Below are 17,260 nucleotides of genomic sequence, written 5' to 3' on the forward strand. Positions count from 1 at the left end.
GAGCGTGTCTTTGATCGCTTCCGACCAATTCCGCATCGTTGTCGGCCTCGGCAAGAGCGGCATGTCCCTGGTTCGCTTCCTGGCGAACCGGGGCATTGCCTTTGCGGTCGCCGACACTCGCGAGCAACCGCCGGAACTGGACACCCTGCGCCGTGATTACCCGCAGGTGGAAGTGCGCTGTGGGGAACTGGACGTGGACTTCCTGTGCCGCGCCAACGAGCTGTACGTGAGCCCGGGCCTGGCCCTGGCTACCCCGGCCCTGCAGCAGGCCGCCGCGCGTGGCGTGCAGCTTTCCGGTGACATCGAGCTGTTCGCTCGCTACGCCAAGGCGCCGATCATTGCCATCAGCGGTTCCAATGCCAAGAGCACCGTCACCACCCTGGTCGGCGAAATGGCCGCCAAGGCCGGCAAGCGCGTGGCCGTGGGCGGCAACCTCGGTACCCCGGCGCTGGACCTGCTGGCCGACGACGTCGAGCTGTACGTGCTGGAATTGTCCAGTTTTCAGCTGGAAACCACCGACCAGCTCAACGCCGAAGTGGCCACCGTGCTGAACATCAGCGAAGACCACATGGACCGCTACAGCGGCCTGCCGGCCTACCACCTGGCCAAGCACCGGATCTTCCGTGGTGCCAAACAGGTGGTGGTCAACCGCCAGGACGCGCTGAGCCGGCCGCTGCCGGTGGAAGGCCGCCCATGCTGGACTTTCGGCCTCAACCAGCCCGACTTCAAGGCCTTTGGCCTGCGCGAAGTGGAGGGCGAGAAATACCTGGCGTTCGAGTTCCAGGCGCTGATGCCGGTGCGCGAGCTGAAGGTTCGTGGCGCGCACAACCAGAGCAACGCCCTGGCGGCGCTGGCCCTGGGCCATGCTGCCGGCTTGCCATTTGCACCGATGCTCGAAGCCCTGCGCGAGTTCGGTGGCCTGGCCCACCGTTGCCAGTGGGTACGCGAGCGTAATGGTGTGAACTGGTACGACGACTCCAAGGCCACCAACGTGGGTGCGGCCCTGGCCGCCATCGAAGGCCTGGGTGCCGATATCGAAGGCAAGCTGGTGCTGATTGCCGGTGGCGACGGCAAGGGCGCCGAGTTCAGCGCATTGCGCGAGCCGGTCAAGCGCTTCTGCCGTGCCGTGGTGTTGCTGGGCCGTGATGCCGAGCGCCTGGCCGAGGCCCTGGGTAATGACGTACCGCTGGTACGGGTCAAGACCCTCGACGCCGCCGTACAGCAATGCGCCGAACTGGCCCAGGCCGGCGATGCCGTGCTGCTGTCGCCGGCGTGCGCCAGCCTCGACATGTTCAAGAACTTTGAAGAACGCGGGCGCCTGTTCGCCCAGGCAGCGGGAGGCCTTGCATGATCTTCGGCATCCTCAAGCCCTATCCGTCGCCGCTGATCAGCGGCCGTGGCATCGACCTGGACTTCCCGATGCTGGCCGGCTGCCTGGCCTTGCTTGGCCTGGGCCTGGTGATGATCACCTCGGCCTCCTCGGAAGTGGCTGCGGTGCAATCGGGCAATCCGCTTTACCACATGTATCGCCACCTGGTGTACGTGTTCCTCGGCCTGGTGGCCTGCGGCACGACCATGCTGGTGCCGATCGCCACCTGGCAGCGCATGGGCTTCCTGATGCTGCTGGGCGCCTTCGGCCTGCTGGTGCTGGTGCTGGTGCCGGGCATCGGCCGTGAGGTAAACGGCTCCATGCGCTGGATCGGCTTCAGTTTCTTCAACGTGCAGCCTTCGGAAATCGCCAAGGTGTTCGTGGTCGTTTACCTGGCCGGTTACCTGGTACGCCGGCAGACCGAGGTACGCGAGACCTGGATGGGCTTCTTCAAACCGTTCATCGTGCTGCTGCCCATGGCTGCCCTGCTGCTGATGGAGCCTGACTTCGGCGCCACCGTGGTCATGATGGGCGCGGCGGCGGCCATGCTGTTCCTCGGCGGGGTGGGGCTGTTCCGCTTCAGCCTGATGGTGGTGCTGGCGGTGGTGGCGGTGTTCGTCCTGGTACAGGCACAGCCTTACCGCATGGCGCGCCTGATCACCTTTACCGACCCGTGGTCCGACCAGTTCGGCTCGGGCTACCAGCTGACCCAGGCGCTGATTGCCTTCGGCCGTGGCGAGTGGCTGGGCGTGGGCCTGGGCAACAGCGTACAAAAGCAGTTCTACCTGCCGGAAGCGCACACCGACTTCGTATTCTCGGTACTGGCCGAAGAACTCGGCGTGGTCGGCTCGCTGGTGACGATTGCCCTGTTCGTGTTCGTTACCGTGCGTGCCTTGTACATCGGCCTGTGGGCCGAGAAGGCCAAGCAGTTCTTTGCCGCGTACATGGCGTTTGGCCTGGCCTTCCTGTGGATCGGCCAGTTCCTGATCAACATCGGCGTGAACGTCGGCCTGCTGCCGACCAAAGGCCTGACCTTGCCGTTCCTCAGCTACGGGGGCAGCTCGCTGGTGATCTGCTGCGCCTGCGTAGGCCTGTTGTTGCGTATCGAGTGGGAAAGCCGCACGCACCTGGGCAGCGAGGAACATGAATTCAGCGAAAGCGATTTTGCCGAGGAGACCAGTCATGGCCGCTGACGGCAAAAACGTACTGATCATGGCTGGCGGCACCGGGGGCCACGTGTTCCCGGCCTTGGCCTGCGCCCGTGAGTTCCAGGCACGCGGTTACAGCGTGCACTGGCTGGGCACCCCGCGTGGCATCGAGAACGAGCTGGTGCCACAGGCCGGCCTGCCGCTGCACTTGATCCAGGTCAGCGGCCTGCGCGGCAAAGGCAAGCTGTCGTTGCTCAAGGCGCCGTTCACCCTGGTCAAGGCTGTGCTGCAGGCACGGCGCATCATTCGCCAGCTCAAGCCAGTCTGCGTGCTGGGCTTTGGCGGTTACGTGACCGGCCCCGGTGGCGTGGCTGCGCGGCTGTGCGGCGTGCCGCTGGTGATCCACGAGCAGAACGCCCGGGCCGGCACCGCCAATCGGTTGCTGGTGCCCCTGTCTGCGCGGGTCTGCGAAGCGTTCCCGAACACCTTCGAGGCCAGCGACAAGCGTCGCACCACCGGCAACCCGGTGCGCCCGGAGCTGTTCATGGACGCGCAACGCGCGCCCCTGGCCGAACGCCGTGCACGCCTGTTGGTACTCGGCGGCAGCCTGGGTGCGGAACCATTGAACAAATTGTTGCCTAAGGCCCTGTCCGAGGTGCCTGCCGCGCTGCGGCCAGAGGTGTTCCACCAGGCCGGCAAGCAACACGCGCCGATCACCGCCGAGCGTTATCACGAGGCGGGCGTCGCGGCTCAGGTAGAGCCCTTCATCAAGGACATGGCCCAAGCCTATGGCTGGGCCGACATCGTGGTATGCCGGGCCGGTGCCCTGACCGTCAGCGAGCTGGCGGCAGCAGGCCTGCCTTCGATGCTGGTGCCGTTGCCCCACGCAATCGACGACCACCAGACCCACAACGCCCAATATCTGGCCCGCGAAGGCGCTGCCTTCCTGATGCCACAAGCGACAACTGGCGCAGCGCAGCTCGCTGAACGCCTGAACGAGGTGCTGATGCAACCCGAGAAACTCAACGTCATGGCAGGCACCGCACGGCGCCTGGCCAAACCTGCAGCAACCAGCACCGTGGTCGATATCTGCCTGGAGGTGGCCCATGGTTGAGAGCCAGAAAGCCATGCCCCAGCCGAAGATGGGCCGTATTCGCCGTATTCACTTCGTCGGTATCGGCGGCGTAGGCATGTGCGGTATTGCCGAAGTGTTGCTGAACCTGGGCTATGAAGTGTCCGGTTCCGACCTGAAAGCCTCGCCGGTCACCGAGCGCCTGGAATCGTTCGGCGCTGAAATCTTCGTCGGCCACCGCGCCGAGAACGCAGCCACCGCCGATGTGCTGGTGGTATCCAGCGCCATCAACCCGGCCAACCCGGAAGTGGCCACCGCCCTCGAGCGGCGCATTCCGGTGGTACCGCGTGCCGAGATGCTCGCCGAGCTGATGCGCTACCGCCACGGTGTGGCCGTTGCCGGTACCCACGGCAAGACCACCACCACCAGCCTGCTGGCTTCGGTCTTCGCAGCCGGTGGCCTGGACCCGACGTTCGTCATCGGTGGCCGCCTGACCGCTGCCGGCACCAATGCCCAGCTGGGCACCAGCCGCTACCTGATCGCCGAAGCAGACGAAAGCGATGCCAGCTTCCTGCACCTGCAGCCAATGGTGGCCGTGGTCACCAACATCGACGCCGACCACATGGCGACCTACGAAGGTGACTTCAACAAGCTGAAGAAAACCTTCGTCGAGTTCCTGCACAACCTGCCGTTCTACGGCCTGGCCGTGATGTGCCTGGACGACCCGGTAGTGCGCGAGATCCTGCCGCAGGTGAAGCGCCCGACCGTCACTTATGGCTTCAGCGAAGAGGCCGACATCCGCGCCATCAACGTGCGCCAGCAGGGCATGCAGACCCACTTCACCGTGCTGCGCCGTGACTGCGAGCCGCTGGACGTGTCGGTGAACATGCCTGGCAACCACAACGTACTCAATGCCTTGGCCACTATCGCCATTGCCACTGACGAAGGCATCACTGACGAAGCCATCGTTCAGGGGCTGTCCGGCTTCCAGGGCGTCGGCCGCCGCTTCCAGGTCTACGGCGAGCTGCCGGTCGAAGGCGGCAGCGTGATGCTGGTCGACGACTACGGTCACCACCCGACCGAAGTGGCAGCCGTGATCAAGGCCGTGCGCGGTGGCTGGCCAAGCCGCCGTCTGGTGATCGTTTACCAGCCGCACCGCTACAGCCGTACTCGCGACCTGTACGACGATTTCGTCCAGGTGCTGGGCGATGCCAACGTGCTGCTGCTGATGGAAGTCTACCCGGCCGGCGAAGAGCCGATCCCGGGTGCCGACAGCCGTCAGCTGTGCCACAGCATCCGCCAGCGCGGCAAGCTGGACCCGATCTACATCGAACGTGGCGCCGAGCTGGCGCCGCTGGTCAAGCCACTGCTGCGCGCTGGCGACATCCTGCTCTGCCAGGGTGCCGGTGACGTTGGCGGGCTGGCCCCACAGTTGATGAAAAGCCCGCTGTTCGCTGGCGCAAAGCAGGAGAAGTCGAAATGACCAGCGCCTACGACAAGCTGCACTCGACCCTGGACGTGAAAGCGTTCGGCCGTGTTGCCGTGCTGTACGGTGGCAAGAGCGCCGAGCGTGAAGTGTCGCTGAAGTCCGGCGCCGCCGTGATCGACGCCTTGACCACTGCCGGTGTCGACGTGGTCGCCATCGACGTCGGTGACGACCTGCTCGATCGCCTGCAAAGCGAGAAGATCGACCGCGCCTTCATCATCCTCCACGGCCGTGGCGGTGAAGACGGCAGCATGCAAGGCCTGCTGGAGTGCCTGGGCATCCCCTACACCGGCAGCGGCATCCTTGCCTCGGCGCTGGCCATGGACAAGCTGCGCACCAAGCAGGTGTGGCAGAGCCTGGGTATTCCGACCCCGCGCCACGCGGTATTGGCGAGCGAAAACGATTGTTTGCAGGCCAGTACGGAACTGGGCTTCCCGCTTATCGTCAAACCCGCCCATGAAGGCTCTAGCATCGGCATGGCCAAGGTGAACAGCGCCCAGGAACTGGTCGCCGCCTGGCAGGACGCCGCCCAATACGATTCCCAGGTACTGGTGGAACAGTGGATCCACGGCCCGGAGTTCACCATCGCGGTACTGCGCGGCCAGGTGCTGCCGCCGATCGCCCTGGGTACGCCGCACGTGTTCTACGACTACGACGCCAAGTACATCGCCAACGATACCCAGTACCGCATCCCGTGCGGCCTGGATAGCGCCAAGGAACAGGAACTGATCGACCTGACCGCCCGCGCCTGTGATGCCATTGGCATCGAAGGCTGGGGGCGGCTGGACGTGATGCAGGACGAGCAGGGCCGGTTCTGGCTGCTCGAAGTCAACACCGCACCCGGCATGACTGATCATAGCCTGGTGCCCATGGCGGCCCGCGCGGCTGGCCTGGACTTCCAGCAACTGGTGCTGGCAATCCTGGCCGAAAGCGTGGCGACGCGAGGTTAATCATCATGCAAGGCGCAATGATACGTCAGCAGCAACCCGTAACCGGCCGTAGCAAGCCGGTGCCGCGTGGTGCCAGCCGGCTGGTGGCCGACGAGCCCGTATCGGCGCGCCTGCCGCGGCCAAGCCTGGGCGGCCTCAAGCGCCTGCTGTGGCCCGTGCTGCTGGTGGCGGCAGGCTTTGGTGCCTACGAAGGTGCCATTCGCCTGATGCCGTACGCCGACCGGCCGATCACCAAGATCGACGTGCAAGGCGACCTCAGCTACATCAGCCAGCAGTCGGTGCAGCAGCGTATCGCGCCCTACGTGGCGGCGAGCTTCTTCAGCGTCGACCTGCCGGCGATGCGCGCAGAGCTTGAGCAGATGCCCTGGATCGCGCACGCCGAAGTACGCCGGGTGTGGCCCGACGAGGTAGTGATCCGCCTCGAAGAGCAGCTGCCGGTGGCACGCTGGGGTGAAGAAGCCTTGCTCAACAACCAGGGCCAGGCCTTCACCCCGCGTGAACTGGCCAACTACGAGCACCTGCCGCAGCTGGCCGGGCCGCAGCGTGCCCAGCAACAAGTCATGCAGCAGTATCAGGTATTGAGCCAGATGCTGCGCCCCCTGGGCTTTTCCATCGCTCGCCTGGAGCTGCGCGAGCGAGGCAGCTGGTTCCTGACCACGGGCGCGAGCAGTGCCGGGCCAGGCATCGAGCTGCTGTTGGGGCGCGACCATCTGGTGGAGAAGATGCGCCGTTTCATTGCCATTTACGACAAGACACTCAAAGACCAGATCACCACTATCGCCCGCATTGATCTGCGTTACTCCAACGGACTTGCCGTTGGTTGGCGGGAACCGATTGCACCGACGACGGCCCAACCCGCCGTTGCGAAGAATTAGAGAGAGGCAGGACCATGGCAAACGCGCATAGCGGCAAAATGATCGTCGGGCTGGACATTGGCACCTCCAAGGTGGTGGCGCTGGTCGGCGAAGTGGGCGAAGACGGCACGCTGGAAATTGTCGGCATCGGCACCCATCCGTCCCGCGGCCTGAAAAAAGGCGTGGTGGTGAACATCGAGTCCACCGTGCAGTCGATCCAGCGCGCTGTCGAAGAAGCGCAGCTGATGGCCGGCTGCCGTATTCACTCGGCGTTCGTTGGCGTGGCCGGTAACCACATCCGCAGCCTGAACTCCCACGGTATCGTTGCCATCCGCGACCGCGAGGTCAGTGTGGCTGACCTGGAGCGGGTACTCGACGCGGCCCAGGCCGTGGCGATCCCGGCCGACCAGCGCGTGCTGCACACCCTGCCGCAGGACTACGTGATCGACAACCAGGAAGGCGTGCGCGAGCCGCTGGGCATGTCGGGCGTGCGCCTGGAAGCCAAGGTTCACGTGGTCACCTGCGCGGTCAACGCCGCACAGAACATCGAAAAGTGCGTGCGCCGCTGCGGCCTGGAAATCGACGACATCATTCTCGAGCAGCTGGCCTCGGCCTACTCGGTGCTGACTGACGATGAAAAAGAACTGGGCGTGTGCCTGGTGGACATCGGTGGCGGCACCACCGACATCGCCATCTTCACCGAGGGCGCGATCCGTCATACCGCGGTCATCCCGATTGCCGGCGACCAGGTGACCAACGACATCGCCATGGCCCTGCGTACGCCGACCCAGTACGCCGAAGAAATCAAGATCCGCTACGCCTGCGCCCTGGCCAAACTGGCCGGCGCTGGCGAGACCATCAAGGTGCCAAGCGTGGGCGACCGCCCACCACGCGAGCTGTCGCGCCAGGCCCTGGCCGAGGTGGTGGAGCCGCGCTACGACGAGCTCTTCACCCTGATCCAGGCCGAACTGCGCCGCAGCGGCTACGAGGACCTGGTGCCCGCCGGCATCGTCCTCACCGGCGGCACCGCGAAGATGGAAGGCGCCGTGGAACTGGCCGAGGAAATCTTCCACATGCCGGTACGCCTGGGCGTACCGCACAGCGTTCGGGGGCTGAGCGACGTGGTGCGCAACCCGATCTATTCCACCGGCGTGGGCCTGCTCACCTACGGCCTGCTGAAGCAGTCCGAGGACATGGTCCTGACCGGTAACACCAACAGCAGCAACAACAGCTATGGCGATGAACCGAAGGCCCCAGTACTTGAGCGCTTCAAGAAGTGGGTCCAGGGCAACTTCTAAGTTTCAAAGCAGTAGTGGTAGGCGCAACAACTAGAGAACTGTAAGGAGAGGGAAAATGTTCGAGCTCGTAGACAACGTCCCGCAAAGCCCGGTCATCAAGGTGATCGGCGTTGGTGGTGGTGGCGGCAACGCCGTCAACCACATGGTCAAGAGCAGCATCGAAGGTGTGGAATTCATCTGCGCCAACACCGATGCCCAGGCGCTGAAAAACATCGGCGCGCGCACCATCCTGCAATTGGGCACTGGCGTGACCAAGGGCCTGGGTGCCGGTGCCAATCCGGAAGTCGGCCGTCAGGCCGCGCTGGAAGACCGTGAGCGCATCGCTGAAGTGCTGCAGGGCACCAACATGGTGTTCATCACCACGGGCATGGGCGGCGGTACCGGTACCGGTGCAGCGCCGATCATTGCCGAAGTGGCCAAGGAAATGGGCATTCTCACCGTAGCCGTGGTGACCCGCCCGTTCCCGTTCGAAGGCCGCAAGCGCATGCAGATCGCCGATGAAGGCATCCGCATGCTGGCTGAAAGCGTCGACTCGTTGATCACCATCCCCAACGAGAAGCTGCTGACCATCCTGGGCAAGGACGCCAGCCTGCTGTCCGCCTTCGCCAAGGCTGACGATGTGCTGGCCGGTGCCGTTCGCGGTATTTCCGACATCATCAAGCGCCCGGGCATGATCAACGTCGACTTCGCCGACGTGCGCACCGTGATGGGTGAAATGGGCATGGCGATGATGGGTACTGGTTGCGCCAGCGGCCCGAACCGTGCACGTGAAGCCACCGAGGCAGCGATCCGCAACCCGCTGCTGGAAGACGTGAACCTGCAGGGCGCCCGCGGCATCCTGGTGAACATCACCGCAGGCCCGGACCTGTCGCTGGGTGAATACTCCGACGTGGGTAGCATCATCGAAGCCTTCGCCTCCGACCACGCCATGGTCAAGGTCGGCACCGTGATCGACCCGGACATGCGTGACGAACTGCACGTGACCGTTGTGGCCACCGGCCTGGGCGCGCGCATCGAGAAGCCTGTGAAAGTGGTCGACAACACCCTGCAGACTGCCCAGCAGGTGTATGAAGCGTCCAACCCGGCGCCGGTTCGTCAGGAGCAGCCAGCAGTGAATTACCGTGACCTGGAGCGCCCGACCGTAATGCGCAACCAGGCCCATGCAGGTGCTGCTGCAGCCGCTAAACTGAACCCTCAGGATGACTTGGACTACCTCGATATCCCGGCATTCCTGCGTCGTCAGGCTGATTAATGGAATTTATCAGGGGTATAAAGGTGATTGGTATTCATCAAAGGTTGGGTCTGTTATCATCCCCAGCCTTTGTTGATACCTGTTCGCAATTTGCGCTGAAGCGGCCAATGCCATGATTAAACAACGCACCCTGAAGAATACCATCCGTGCCACAGGTGTCGGTCTGCACTCCGGGGAGAAGGTTTACCTGACCCTCAAGCCTGCACCTGTTGACACCGGCATCGTCTTCCGCCGCGCCGACCTCGACCCTGTGGTCGAAATCGCTGCGCGCGCGGCCAACGTCGGCGAGACAACCATGTCGACGACGCTGGTCAACGGTGACGTCAAGGTCGATACGGTCGAGCACCTGCTCTCCGCCATGGCGGGCCTGGGCATCGATAACGCCTACGTCGAGCTCTCCGCCTCGGAAGTGCCGATCATGGATGGCAGCGCCGGACCTTTCGTATTCCTGATTCAGTCTGCCGGCCTGGAAGAACAGGACGCAGCCAAGAAGTTCATCCGCATCCTGCGTGAGGTAACCGTGGAAGAGGGCGACAAGCGCGCCACGTTCCTGCCTTTCGACGGTTTCAAGGTGAGCTTCGAGATCGACTTCGATCACCCGGTCCTCAAGGGCCAGACCCAGAGTGCGGTCGTCGACTTCTCCAGCACCTCGTTCGTGAAGGAAGTCAGCCGCGCCCGTACCTTCGGCTTCATGCGTGACATCGAATACCTGCGCAAGCACAACCTTGCGTTGGGTGGCAGTGTCGAGAACGCCATCGTGGTCGACGAGACCGGTGTGCTCAACGAAGACGGCCTTCGTTCCGATGACGAATTCGTCAAGCACAAGATCCTCGACGCCATTGGCGACCTTTATCTGCTGGGCAACAGCCTGATCGGCGAGTTCAAGGGCTATAAATCCGGCCACTCGCTGAACAACCAGCTGCTGCGCAAGCTGATTGATGAAACCGATGCCTGGGAAGTGGTTACGTTCGAAGATGCCAGCACGGCACCGATCTCGTACATGCGCCCTGTTGCGGCCGTGTAAGTTCGAACACTCTCTCTAGTGTTGTAATCAAGGCCACCTTCGGGTGGCCTTTTTTATGGCTTGTCCACGGCGTGGGCGGCCAACCGCTCCAGTGCTGCGCGCAGCTTGGGGTCGGTGATGCCCTCGGCGGTGTCGCGCAGGCTCTCGGCGGCGCTAAAGGACAGCTCGGCTGCATGCCCTCCGCGTTTGGCCGGCACCAACGGCGGCTGCACCTTGTACAGGATGCGCCTGAGGTTGCCGAAGGCTTCCATGGCCTGCAGCGCCGCCAGCAAGCGCTTCTGCTGGTAGCGCAGCCGCGTTGCCCAGTGGCCATCGGTCACCACCAGCAACAGGGTGCCATCACGCCACGACGCTACGTGGCAGTGCTCGCGGGCAGCCGGTTGCAGCTGGCTTTCCAGCAGGCGCTGCAGGTGCTCCAGGCGTTCGGCCTGGTTCAGCAGCAGGCGCAGCGGGCGCACCTGGCGCAACAGGGCCGACGGTGGCTGGGCGGGGGAGGGTTTGTAGGCCATGGGGTACGTATGAGGTTGCAAGAGCAGCAGTTTAACACCTCTATAGCCTGTGCCGGCCTCTTCGCGGCTAAAGCCGCTCCCACAGGTATTTCACAGGATCCGGACCTGTGGTGATCCTGTGGGAGCGGGTTCACCCGCGAATAGGCCAGTGCAGGCGAGAAAAGATAAGACTAATTCTCGATACCTTTCATGTTGCCAAGCCTTGAACTCAGGGAAAATGCCCCTATCTAAGACAGGCCCCCGCCAAAACGCTGTAATAGCATCGTGGAAATCCACCACTTTCCTCACCATCGTTTCCGGGTAGAATGCTCGTTCGCATGCGGCCTCAGGGCTGCACGGGCGACTCATGGGGCCGCCCTCCATCCCTACGTGTGGAAGATCCTGCCGATATGTTTGCGCCTTTGTTAAAAAAACTTTTTGGAAGCAAGAACGAGCGTGAAGTCAAACGCATGCTCAAGACGGTGAGTATCGTCAATGCCTTCGAAGAGAAGATGGTGGCCCTCTCCGATGAGCAACTGCGGGGCAAGACCGCAGAGTTCAAGGAGCGCCTGGCCAAAGGCGAGACACTGGACCAATTGCTGCCTGAAGCCTTCGCCGTGGCCCGTGAGGCCGGCAAGCGTGTCATGGGCATGCGCCACTTCGACGTGCAGCTGATCGGCGGCATGACCCTGCACGAGGGTATGATCGCAGAAATGCGTACCGGTGAAGGCAAGACCTTGGTCGGTACCCTGGCCGTGTACCTCAACGCACTGTCCGGCAAGGGCGTGCACGTGGTCACTGTCAACGACTACCTGGCCCGCCGTGACGCCAACTGGATGCGCCCGCTGTACGAATTCCTCGGCCTGTCGGTCGGTATCGTCTCGGCGTTCCAGCCGCCGGAAGAAAAACGCGCCGCCTATGCGTCCGACATCACCTACGGCACCAACAACGAATTCGGTTTCGACTACCTGCGCGACAACATGGCGTTCAGCCAGGACGAGAAGTTCCAGCGTGAACTGAACTTCGCCGTAATCGACGAAGTCGACTCCATCCTGATCGACGAAGCCCGTACCCCGCTGATCATTTCCGGCCAGGCCGAAGACAGCTCCAAGCTGTACATCGAGATCAACCGCCTGATCCCGCGCCTGACCCAGCACATCGAAGAAGTCGAAGGCCAGGTCACCCAGGAAGGCCACTTCACCATCGACGAGAAGAGCCGCCAGGTCGAGCTGAACGAAGCCGGTCACCAGTTCATCGAAGAGATGCTGACCCAGGCCGGGCTGCTGGCCGAAGGTGAGAGCCTCTACTCGGCGCACAACCTGGGCCTGCTGACCCACGTCTACGCCGGCCTGCGTGCGCACAAACTGTTCCACCGCAACGTCGAGTACATCGTCCAGGACGGCCAGGTACTGCTGATCGACGAACACACCGGCCGCACCATGCCGGGTCGTCGCCTGTCCGAAGGCCTGCACCAAGCCATCGAGGCCAAAGAAAACCTGAACATCCAGGCCGAAAGCCAGACCCTGGCTTCGACCACCTTCCAGAACTACTTCCGCCTGTACACCAAGCTGTCCGGCATGACCGGTACCGCCGACACCGAAGCGTTCGAGTTCCAGTCGATCTACGCCCTCAACGTGATGGTCATCCCGCCGAACAAGCCACTGGCGCGTAAGGACTTCAACGACCTGGTGTACCTGACCGCCGACGAGAAATACGCCGCGATCATCGCCGACATCAAGGAAAGCATGAAGCAGGGCCGGCCGATCCTGGTGGGCACCGCGACCATCGAAACGTCCGAGCACATGTCGAACCTGCTGAAGCAGGAAGGCATCGACCACAAAGTACTGAACGCCAAGTACCACGAGAAGGAAGCCGAGATCATCGCGCAGGCCGGTGCCCCGGGTGCGCTGACCATCGCCACCAACATGGCCGGCCGTGGTACCGACATCCTCCTGGGCGGCAACTGGGAAGCCGAAGTGGCCGCCCTGGAAAGCCCGACCGCCGAGCAGATCGCCCAGATCAAGGCCGACTGGCAGAAGCGTCACCAGCAGGTGATCGAGGCCGGTGGCCTGCACGTGATCGCTTCCGAGCGCCACGAATCGCGCCGTATCGACAACCAGCTGCGTGGCCGTTCCGGCCGTCAGGGTGACCCGGGTTCCAGCCGCTTCTACCTGTCGCTGGAAGACAGCCTGATGCGCATCTTCGCCTCTGACCGGGTGAAGAACTTCATGAAGGCCCTGGGCATGCAATCGGGCGAGGCCATCGAGCACCGCATGGTCACCAACGCCATCGAAAAGGCCCAGCGCAAGGTCGAAGGCCGCAACTTCGACATCCGTAAGCAGTTGCTCGAATACGACGACGTGGCCAACGAGCAGCGCAAGGTGATCTACCACATGCGCAACAGCCTGCTGGCGGCCGAGAACATCGGTGACACCATCGTCGAATTCCGCCAGGAAGTACTGGACGCTACCATCAGCCAGCACATTCCGCCGCAGTCGCTGCCCGAGCAGTGGGATGTGGCTGGCCTGGAAGCTTCGCTGGCCAGCGATTTCGCCATGAAACTGCCGATCCAGCAGTGGCTCGACGAGGACGATCACCTCTACGAAGAGACCCTGCGCGAGAAACTGCTGCACGAGATCACCACGGCCTACACCGAGAAGGAAGACCAGGCCGGTATCGACGCCCTGCGTACCTTCGAGAAGCAGATCCTGCTGCGCGTGCTGGACGACCTGTGGAAAGACCACCTGTCGACCATGGACCACCTGCGTCACGGTATTCACCTGCGTGGTTATGCGCAGAAGAACCCGAAGCAGGAGTACAAGCGCGAGTCGTTCAGCTTGTTCCAGGAGCTGCTGGAGTCGATCAAGCGCGACACTATCCGCGTGCTGTCGCACGTTCAGGTTCGCCGCGAAGACCCGGCCGAAGAAGAAGCCCGCCTGCGCCGCGAGGCCGAGGAACTGGCCAGCCGCATGCAGTTCCAGCACGCCGCTGCACCGGGCCTGGAAAGCGAACAGCTGAGCGAGGAAGGTGCCGAAGTGGCGGTAGCCGCGGCGCCTGTGCGCAACGACCAGAAGCTGGGCCGCAACGAGCCGTGCTGGTGTGGTTCGGGCAAGAAGTTCAAGCATTGCCACGGGCAGATCGAGTGATCTGACCGGGTTGTTGTAACCTGAGACATCCTGGGGCCGCTTTGCGGCCCTTTCGCGACACAAGGCCGCTCCTACAGGAACCGCAACACCCTGTAGGAGCGGCCTTGTGTCGCGATGGGGCGCGAAGCGGCCCCGCTTTTTGTAAATCAACCGATTTTTCTAGGAGCGCTCTAATGGCTGTTGGTCTTGGTCCTTTGCCCACCCTGCACCCGGTTCCGGGTTTTGAACTCGGCATCGCTTCTGCCGGCATCAAGCGCCCGGGGCGCAAGGATGTGGTGGTCATGCGCTGTGCCGAAGGCTCCAGCGTGGCTGGCGTGTTCACCCTCAACGCCTTCTGCGCGGCGCCGGTGATCCTGTCCAAGCAGCGTGTACAGGGCACCGTGCGTTACCTGCTGACCAACACCGGCAATGCCAACGCAGGTACCGGCGCGCCAGGCCTGGCCGCTGCCGAGCGCACCTGCGCCAAGCTGGCCGAACTGACCGGCGTACCCACCGAGTCGGTACTGCCGTTCTCCACCGGCGTGATCGGTGAGCCACTGCCAGTCGAAAAGATCGAAGGCGCACTGCAAGCCGCCCTCGACAACCTGTCGGAAAACCACTGGGCTGAAGCCGCCACCGGCATCATGACTACCGACACCCTGCCCAAGGGCGCCAGCCGCCAGTTCCAGCACGATGGCGTGACCGTTACCGTCACCGGCATCAGCAAGGGCGCCGGCATGATCCGCCCGAACATGGCCACCATGCTCGGCTACATTGCCACCGACGCCAAGGTTGCCCCGGCGGTACTCAAGGACCTGATGCTGGACGGTGCCAACAAGTCGTTCAACCGCATCACCATCGATGGCGACACCTCGACCAACGACTGCTGCATGCTGATCGCCACCGGCAAGGCCAACCTGCCGGAAGTCACCGAAGCCAGCGGTGCACTGTTCGAAGCGCTGAAAAAGGCTGTGTTCGAAGTGTGCATGGAAGTGGCCCAGGCCATCGTCCGTGACGGCGAAGGCGCGACCAAGTTCGTCACCGTGCAGGTCAACGGTGGTGGCAACCACCAGGAATGCCTGGACGTCGGTTACGCTGTGGCCCACTCGCCGCTGATCAAGACCGCACTGTTCGCCTCCGACCCGAACTGGGGCCGTATCCTGGCCGCCGTTGGCCGTGCCGGTGTACCGGAGCTGGATGTAAGCCTCATCGACGTGTACCTGGACAGCGTGTGCATCGCCAGCCAGGGCGGCCGCAGCCCGAGCTATACCGAAGCGCAGGGTTCGGCGGTAATGGCCCAGGAAGAGATCACCATCCGTATCGAGCTGGGCCGTGGCCAGTGCAGCGAAACCATCTGGACCACCGACCTGTCCCACGAGTACGTGAAGATCAACGCCGAGTACCGTACCTGATGTAACTGGGGCCGCTGTGCGGCCCGATCGCGACACAAGGCCGCTCCTACATGAGTTCGCGCTGTACCTGTAGGAGCGGCCTTGCGTCGCGATGGGCTGCAAAGCAGCCCCAAAAAAATCCAAACCGATGGAGCCGAACCATGAGCTATCACCTGATCATCGGCGACAAGCTGTATTCCTCCTGGTCGCTGCGTGGCGCCCTGGCCCTCGAGCTGGCTGGCGTACCCTACGAAGAATCCCTGATCAAACTCAACCAGCCTGACACCCGTCAGCGCATCCTTGCTTATTCCGCCACCGGCAAGGTCCCGTTGCTGAAGAGCGAACACGGTGTGATCGCTGACTCGCTGGCCATTGCCGAATACCTCAACGAACGCCACCCCGAGGCTCAATTGTGGCCTGCCGACGTGGCGGCGCGGGCCCAGGCCCGCTCGGCCTGCGCGCAAATGCACAGCGGCTTCTTCGCCCTGCGCGGCGCCATGCCGTTCGACCTGTCGCGCGACCAGGCGCTGGACAGCATGCCATTGGACGTACAGATCGACATCGACCGCATCGTCGCGCTGTGGTCCGAATGCCGCCTGGTGGCCAAGGACAGCGGCCCGTTCCTGTTCGGCAAGCCGAGCCTCGCCGATGCCTTCTTCGCCCCGGTGGCCGTGCGCTTGCGCACTTACCGCGTGGAAGTACCGGCCGAGGCGGCCACCTACATTGAGACCATCTATCAGTGGCCGGCCTTCCAGGCCTGGCAGCGTGCTGGCCTGGCGGAGCGTGAAGTGTGAAACGGATTCATGTAGTAGCTGCCGTCATTCGTGGTACTGATGGCCGCATTCTGATCGCACGGCGTGCCGACACCCAGCATCAGGGCGGCCTGTGGGAGTTCCCCGGCGGCAAGGTGGAAGAGGGCGAAAGCGTCGAAGCGGCGCTGGCCCGCGAGCTGCGTGAAGAGCTGGGCATCGAGGTGAGCGGTTCGCGTGCGCTGATCAAGGTCAGCCACGACTACCCGGACAAGCAGGTGCTGCTGGATGTGCGTGAAGTGCTGGCATTCACCGGCGAGCCGCACGGTGCCGAGGGCCAGCCGCTGGAATGGGTTGCCCCGCGCGACCTGCCGCAGTACGAGTTCCCCGAGGCCAACAAGCCGATCGTGGCGGCTGCGCGCCTGCCGGACCAGTACCTGATTACCCCGGATGGCCTGGAAGTGCCGCAGATGCTCAAGGGCATCCAGAAGGCAGTGGCCAGCGGCATTCGCCTGATCCAGTTGCGCGCCCCGGACATGTACGACCCCAAGTACCGCGACGTGGCCGTGGACGCGGTCGGGCTGTGTGGGGGCAAGGCGCAACTGATGCTCAAGGGGCCGCTGGAATGGCTGGGTGATTTCCCCTCGGCTGGCTGGCACCTGACCGCCGCGCAATTGCGCAAGTACGCTGCCAAAGGGCGGCCGTTCCCCAAGGAGCGTTGGCTGGCGGCGTCCTGCCATAGCGCCGAAGAGTTGATGCTGGCCGAACAGATGGGGGTGGATTTCGTCACCTTGTCGCCAGTGCAGGCGACTCAGACCCATCCCGAAGCGGTGCCGCTGGGCTGGGAAGAGGCGCAACGCCTGATTGCCGGGTTCAGCAAGCCGGTCTACCTGCTGGGTGGGGTAGGGCCGGGTGAGCGGGAGAAGGCCTGGGAAGCAGGGGCACAGGGTGTGGCCGGGATACGGGCGTTCTGGCCTGAGATTTGAGCCGCTTGTAATTGGGGCCGCTTTGCGGCCCATCGCGGCCCCAAGCCCCGGCCGCAAAGAAAAGCCCG

Annotated in this window: 14 protein-coding genes; 13 read left to right on the plus strand and 1 reads right to left on the minus strand. The window is 63.6% G+C overall.

Annotated elements, in window-relative coordinates:
• The first annotated feature begins 4 nt into the window (after nucleotides 1–4).
• The 9 genes from murD (at nucleotide 5) to lpxC (ending at nucleotide 10,453) form a co-directional block, all read left to right on the plus strand.
• Entirely contained in the window at nucleotides 5–1,351 is a 1,347-nt protein-coding gene (murD, locus tag IAE39_RS10660; RefSeq protein ID WP_201202054.1) for a UDP-N-acetylmuramoyl-L-alanine--D-glutamate ligase, read from the plus strand.
• A complete protein-coding gene (gene ftsW / locus IAE39_RS10665) occupies nucleotides 1,348–2,562 on the plus strand; it encodes a putative lipid II flippase FtsW (protein ID WP_236548506.1) in 1,215 nt (404 codons plus the stop codon). The genes murD and ftsW overlap by 4 nt, the downstream gene beginning before the upstream one ends.
• On the plus strand, nucleotides 2,552–3,631 hold the full coding sequence (gene murG / locus IAE39_RS10670) for an undecaprenyldiphospho-muramoylpentapeptide beta-N-acetylglucosaminyltransferase (RefSeq protein WP_201202056.1): 1,080 nt from the start codon (nucleotides 2,552–2,554) through the stop codon (nucleotides 3,629–3,631). The genes ftsW and murG overlap by 11 nt, the downstream gene beginning before the upstream one ends.
• The gene (murC, locus tag IAE39_RS10675) at nucleotides 3,624–5,072 is read left to right on the plus strand and encodes a UDP-N-acetylmuramate--L-alanine ligase (protein ID WP_201202059.1); all 1,449 of its coding nucleotides are present in this window, start codon (nucleotides 3,624–3,626) and stop codon (nucleotides 5,070–5,072) included. Before murG ends, murC begins: the two co-directional genes overlap by 8 nt.
• Nucleotides 5,069–6,025 (plus strand): D-alanine--D-alanine ligase, encoded by a 957-nt coding sequence (locus tag IAE39_RS10680; protein WP_201202061.1) that lies wholly within the window; start codon nucleotides 5,069–5,071, stop codon nucleotides 6,023–6,025. The genes murC and IAE39_RS10680 overlap by 4 nt, the downstream gene beginning before the upstream one ends.
• 5 nt (nucleotides 6,026–6,030) lie before the next feature.
• Entirely contained in the window at nucleotides 6,031–6,900 is an 870-nt protein-coding gene (locus tag IAE39_RS10685; protein ID WP_201202063.1) for a cell division protein FtsQ/DivIB, read from the plus strand.
• Between the two features lie 14 nt (nucleotides 6,901–6,914).
• On the plus strand, nucleotides 6,915–8,177 hold the full coding sequence (ftsA, locus tag IAE39_RS10690) for a cell division protein FtsA (RefSeq protein WP_201202066.1): 1,263 nt from the start codon (nucleotides 6,915–6,917) through the stop codon (nucleotides 8,175–8,177).
• Nucleotides 8,178–8,232: 55 nt separating this feature from the next.
• Entirely contained in the window at nucleotides 8,233–9,429 is a 1,197-nt protein-coding gene (ftsZ, locus tag IAE39_RS10695) for a cell division protein FtsZ (protein ID WP_003260772.1), read from the plus strand.
• A 112-nt stretch (nucleotides 9,430–9,541) separates the two neighbouring features.
• Entirely contained in the window at nucleotides 9,542–10,453 is a 912-nt protein-coding gene (lpxC, locus tag IAE39_RS10700) for a UDP-3-O-acyl-N-acetylglucosamine deacetylase (RefSeq protein WP_201202068.1), read from the plus strand.
• Between the two features lie 53 nt (nucleotides 10,454–10,506).
• Here lpxC and IAE39_RS10705 read toward each other — a convergent pair whose 3' ends face one another.
• The gene (locus IAE39_RS10705) at nucleotides 10,507–10,962 is read right to left on the minus strand and encodes a DUF721 domain-containing protein (protein WP_201202070.1); all 456 of its coding nucleotides are present in this window, start codon (nucleotides 10,960–10,962) and stop codon (nucleotides 10,507–10,509) included.
• A 389-nt stretch (nucleotides 10,963–11,351) separates the two neighbouring features.
• Here IAE39_RS10705 and secA point away from each other — a divergent pair, with 389 nt between their 5' ends.
• The 4 genes from secA to IAE39_RS10725 all read left to right on the plus strand — a co-directional run bounded on the left by secA (nucleotide 11,352) and on the right by IAE39_RS10725 (nucleotide 17,192).
• On the plus strand, nucleotides 11,352–14,087 hold the full coding sequence (gene secA, locus IAE39_RS10710; RefSeq protein WP_201202072.1) for a preprotein translocase subunit SecA: 2,736 nt from the start codon (nucleotides 11,352–11,354) through the stop codon (nucleotides 14,085–14,087).
• A 173-nt stretch (nucleotides 14,088–14,260) separates the two neighbouring features.
• Nucleotides 14,261–15,478, plus strand: a complete 1,218-nt coding sequence (gene argJ / locus IAE39_RS10715; protein WP_201202074.1) for a bifunctional glutamate N-acetyltransferase/amino-acid acetyltransferase ArgJ — start codon at nucleotides 14,261–14,263, stop codon at nucleotides 15,476–15,478.
• Nucleotides 15,479–15,618: 140 nt separating this feature from the next.
• A complete protein-coding gene (locus IAE39_RS10720; protein WP_201202076.1) occupies nucleotides 15,619–16,251 on the plus strand; it encodes a glutathione S-transferase family protein in 633 nt (210 codons plus the stop codon).
• Nucleotides 16,248–17,192, plus strand: coding sequence for a Nudix family hydrolase (locus IAE39_RS10725; RefSeq protein WP_201202077.1), 945 nt, complete (start codon nucleotides 16,248–16,250; stop codon nucleotides 17,190–17,192). Before IAE39_RS10720 ends, IAE39_RS10725 begins: the two co-directional genes overlap by 4 nt.
• Nucleotides 17,193–17,260: the final 68 nt, after the last annotated feature.

Origin of the sequence: Pseudomonas sp. S37, assembly GCF_016658545.1 — a bacterium.
Lineage (GTDB): Bacteria > Pseudomonadota > Gammaproteobacteria > Pseudomonadales > Pseudomonadaceae > Aquipseudomonas.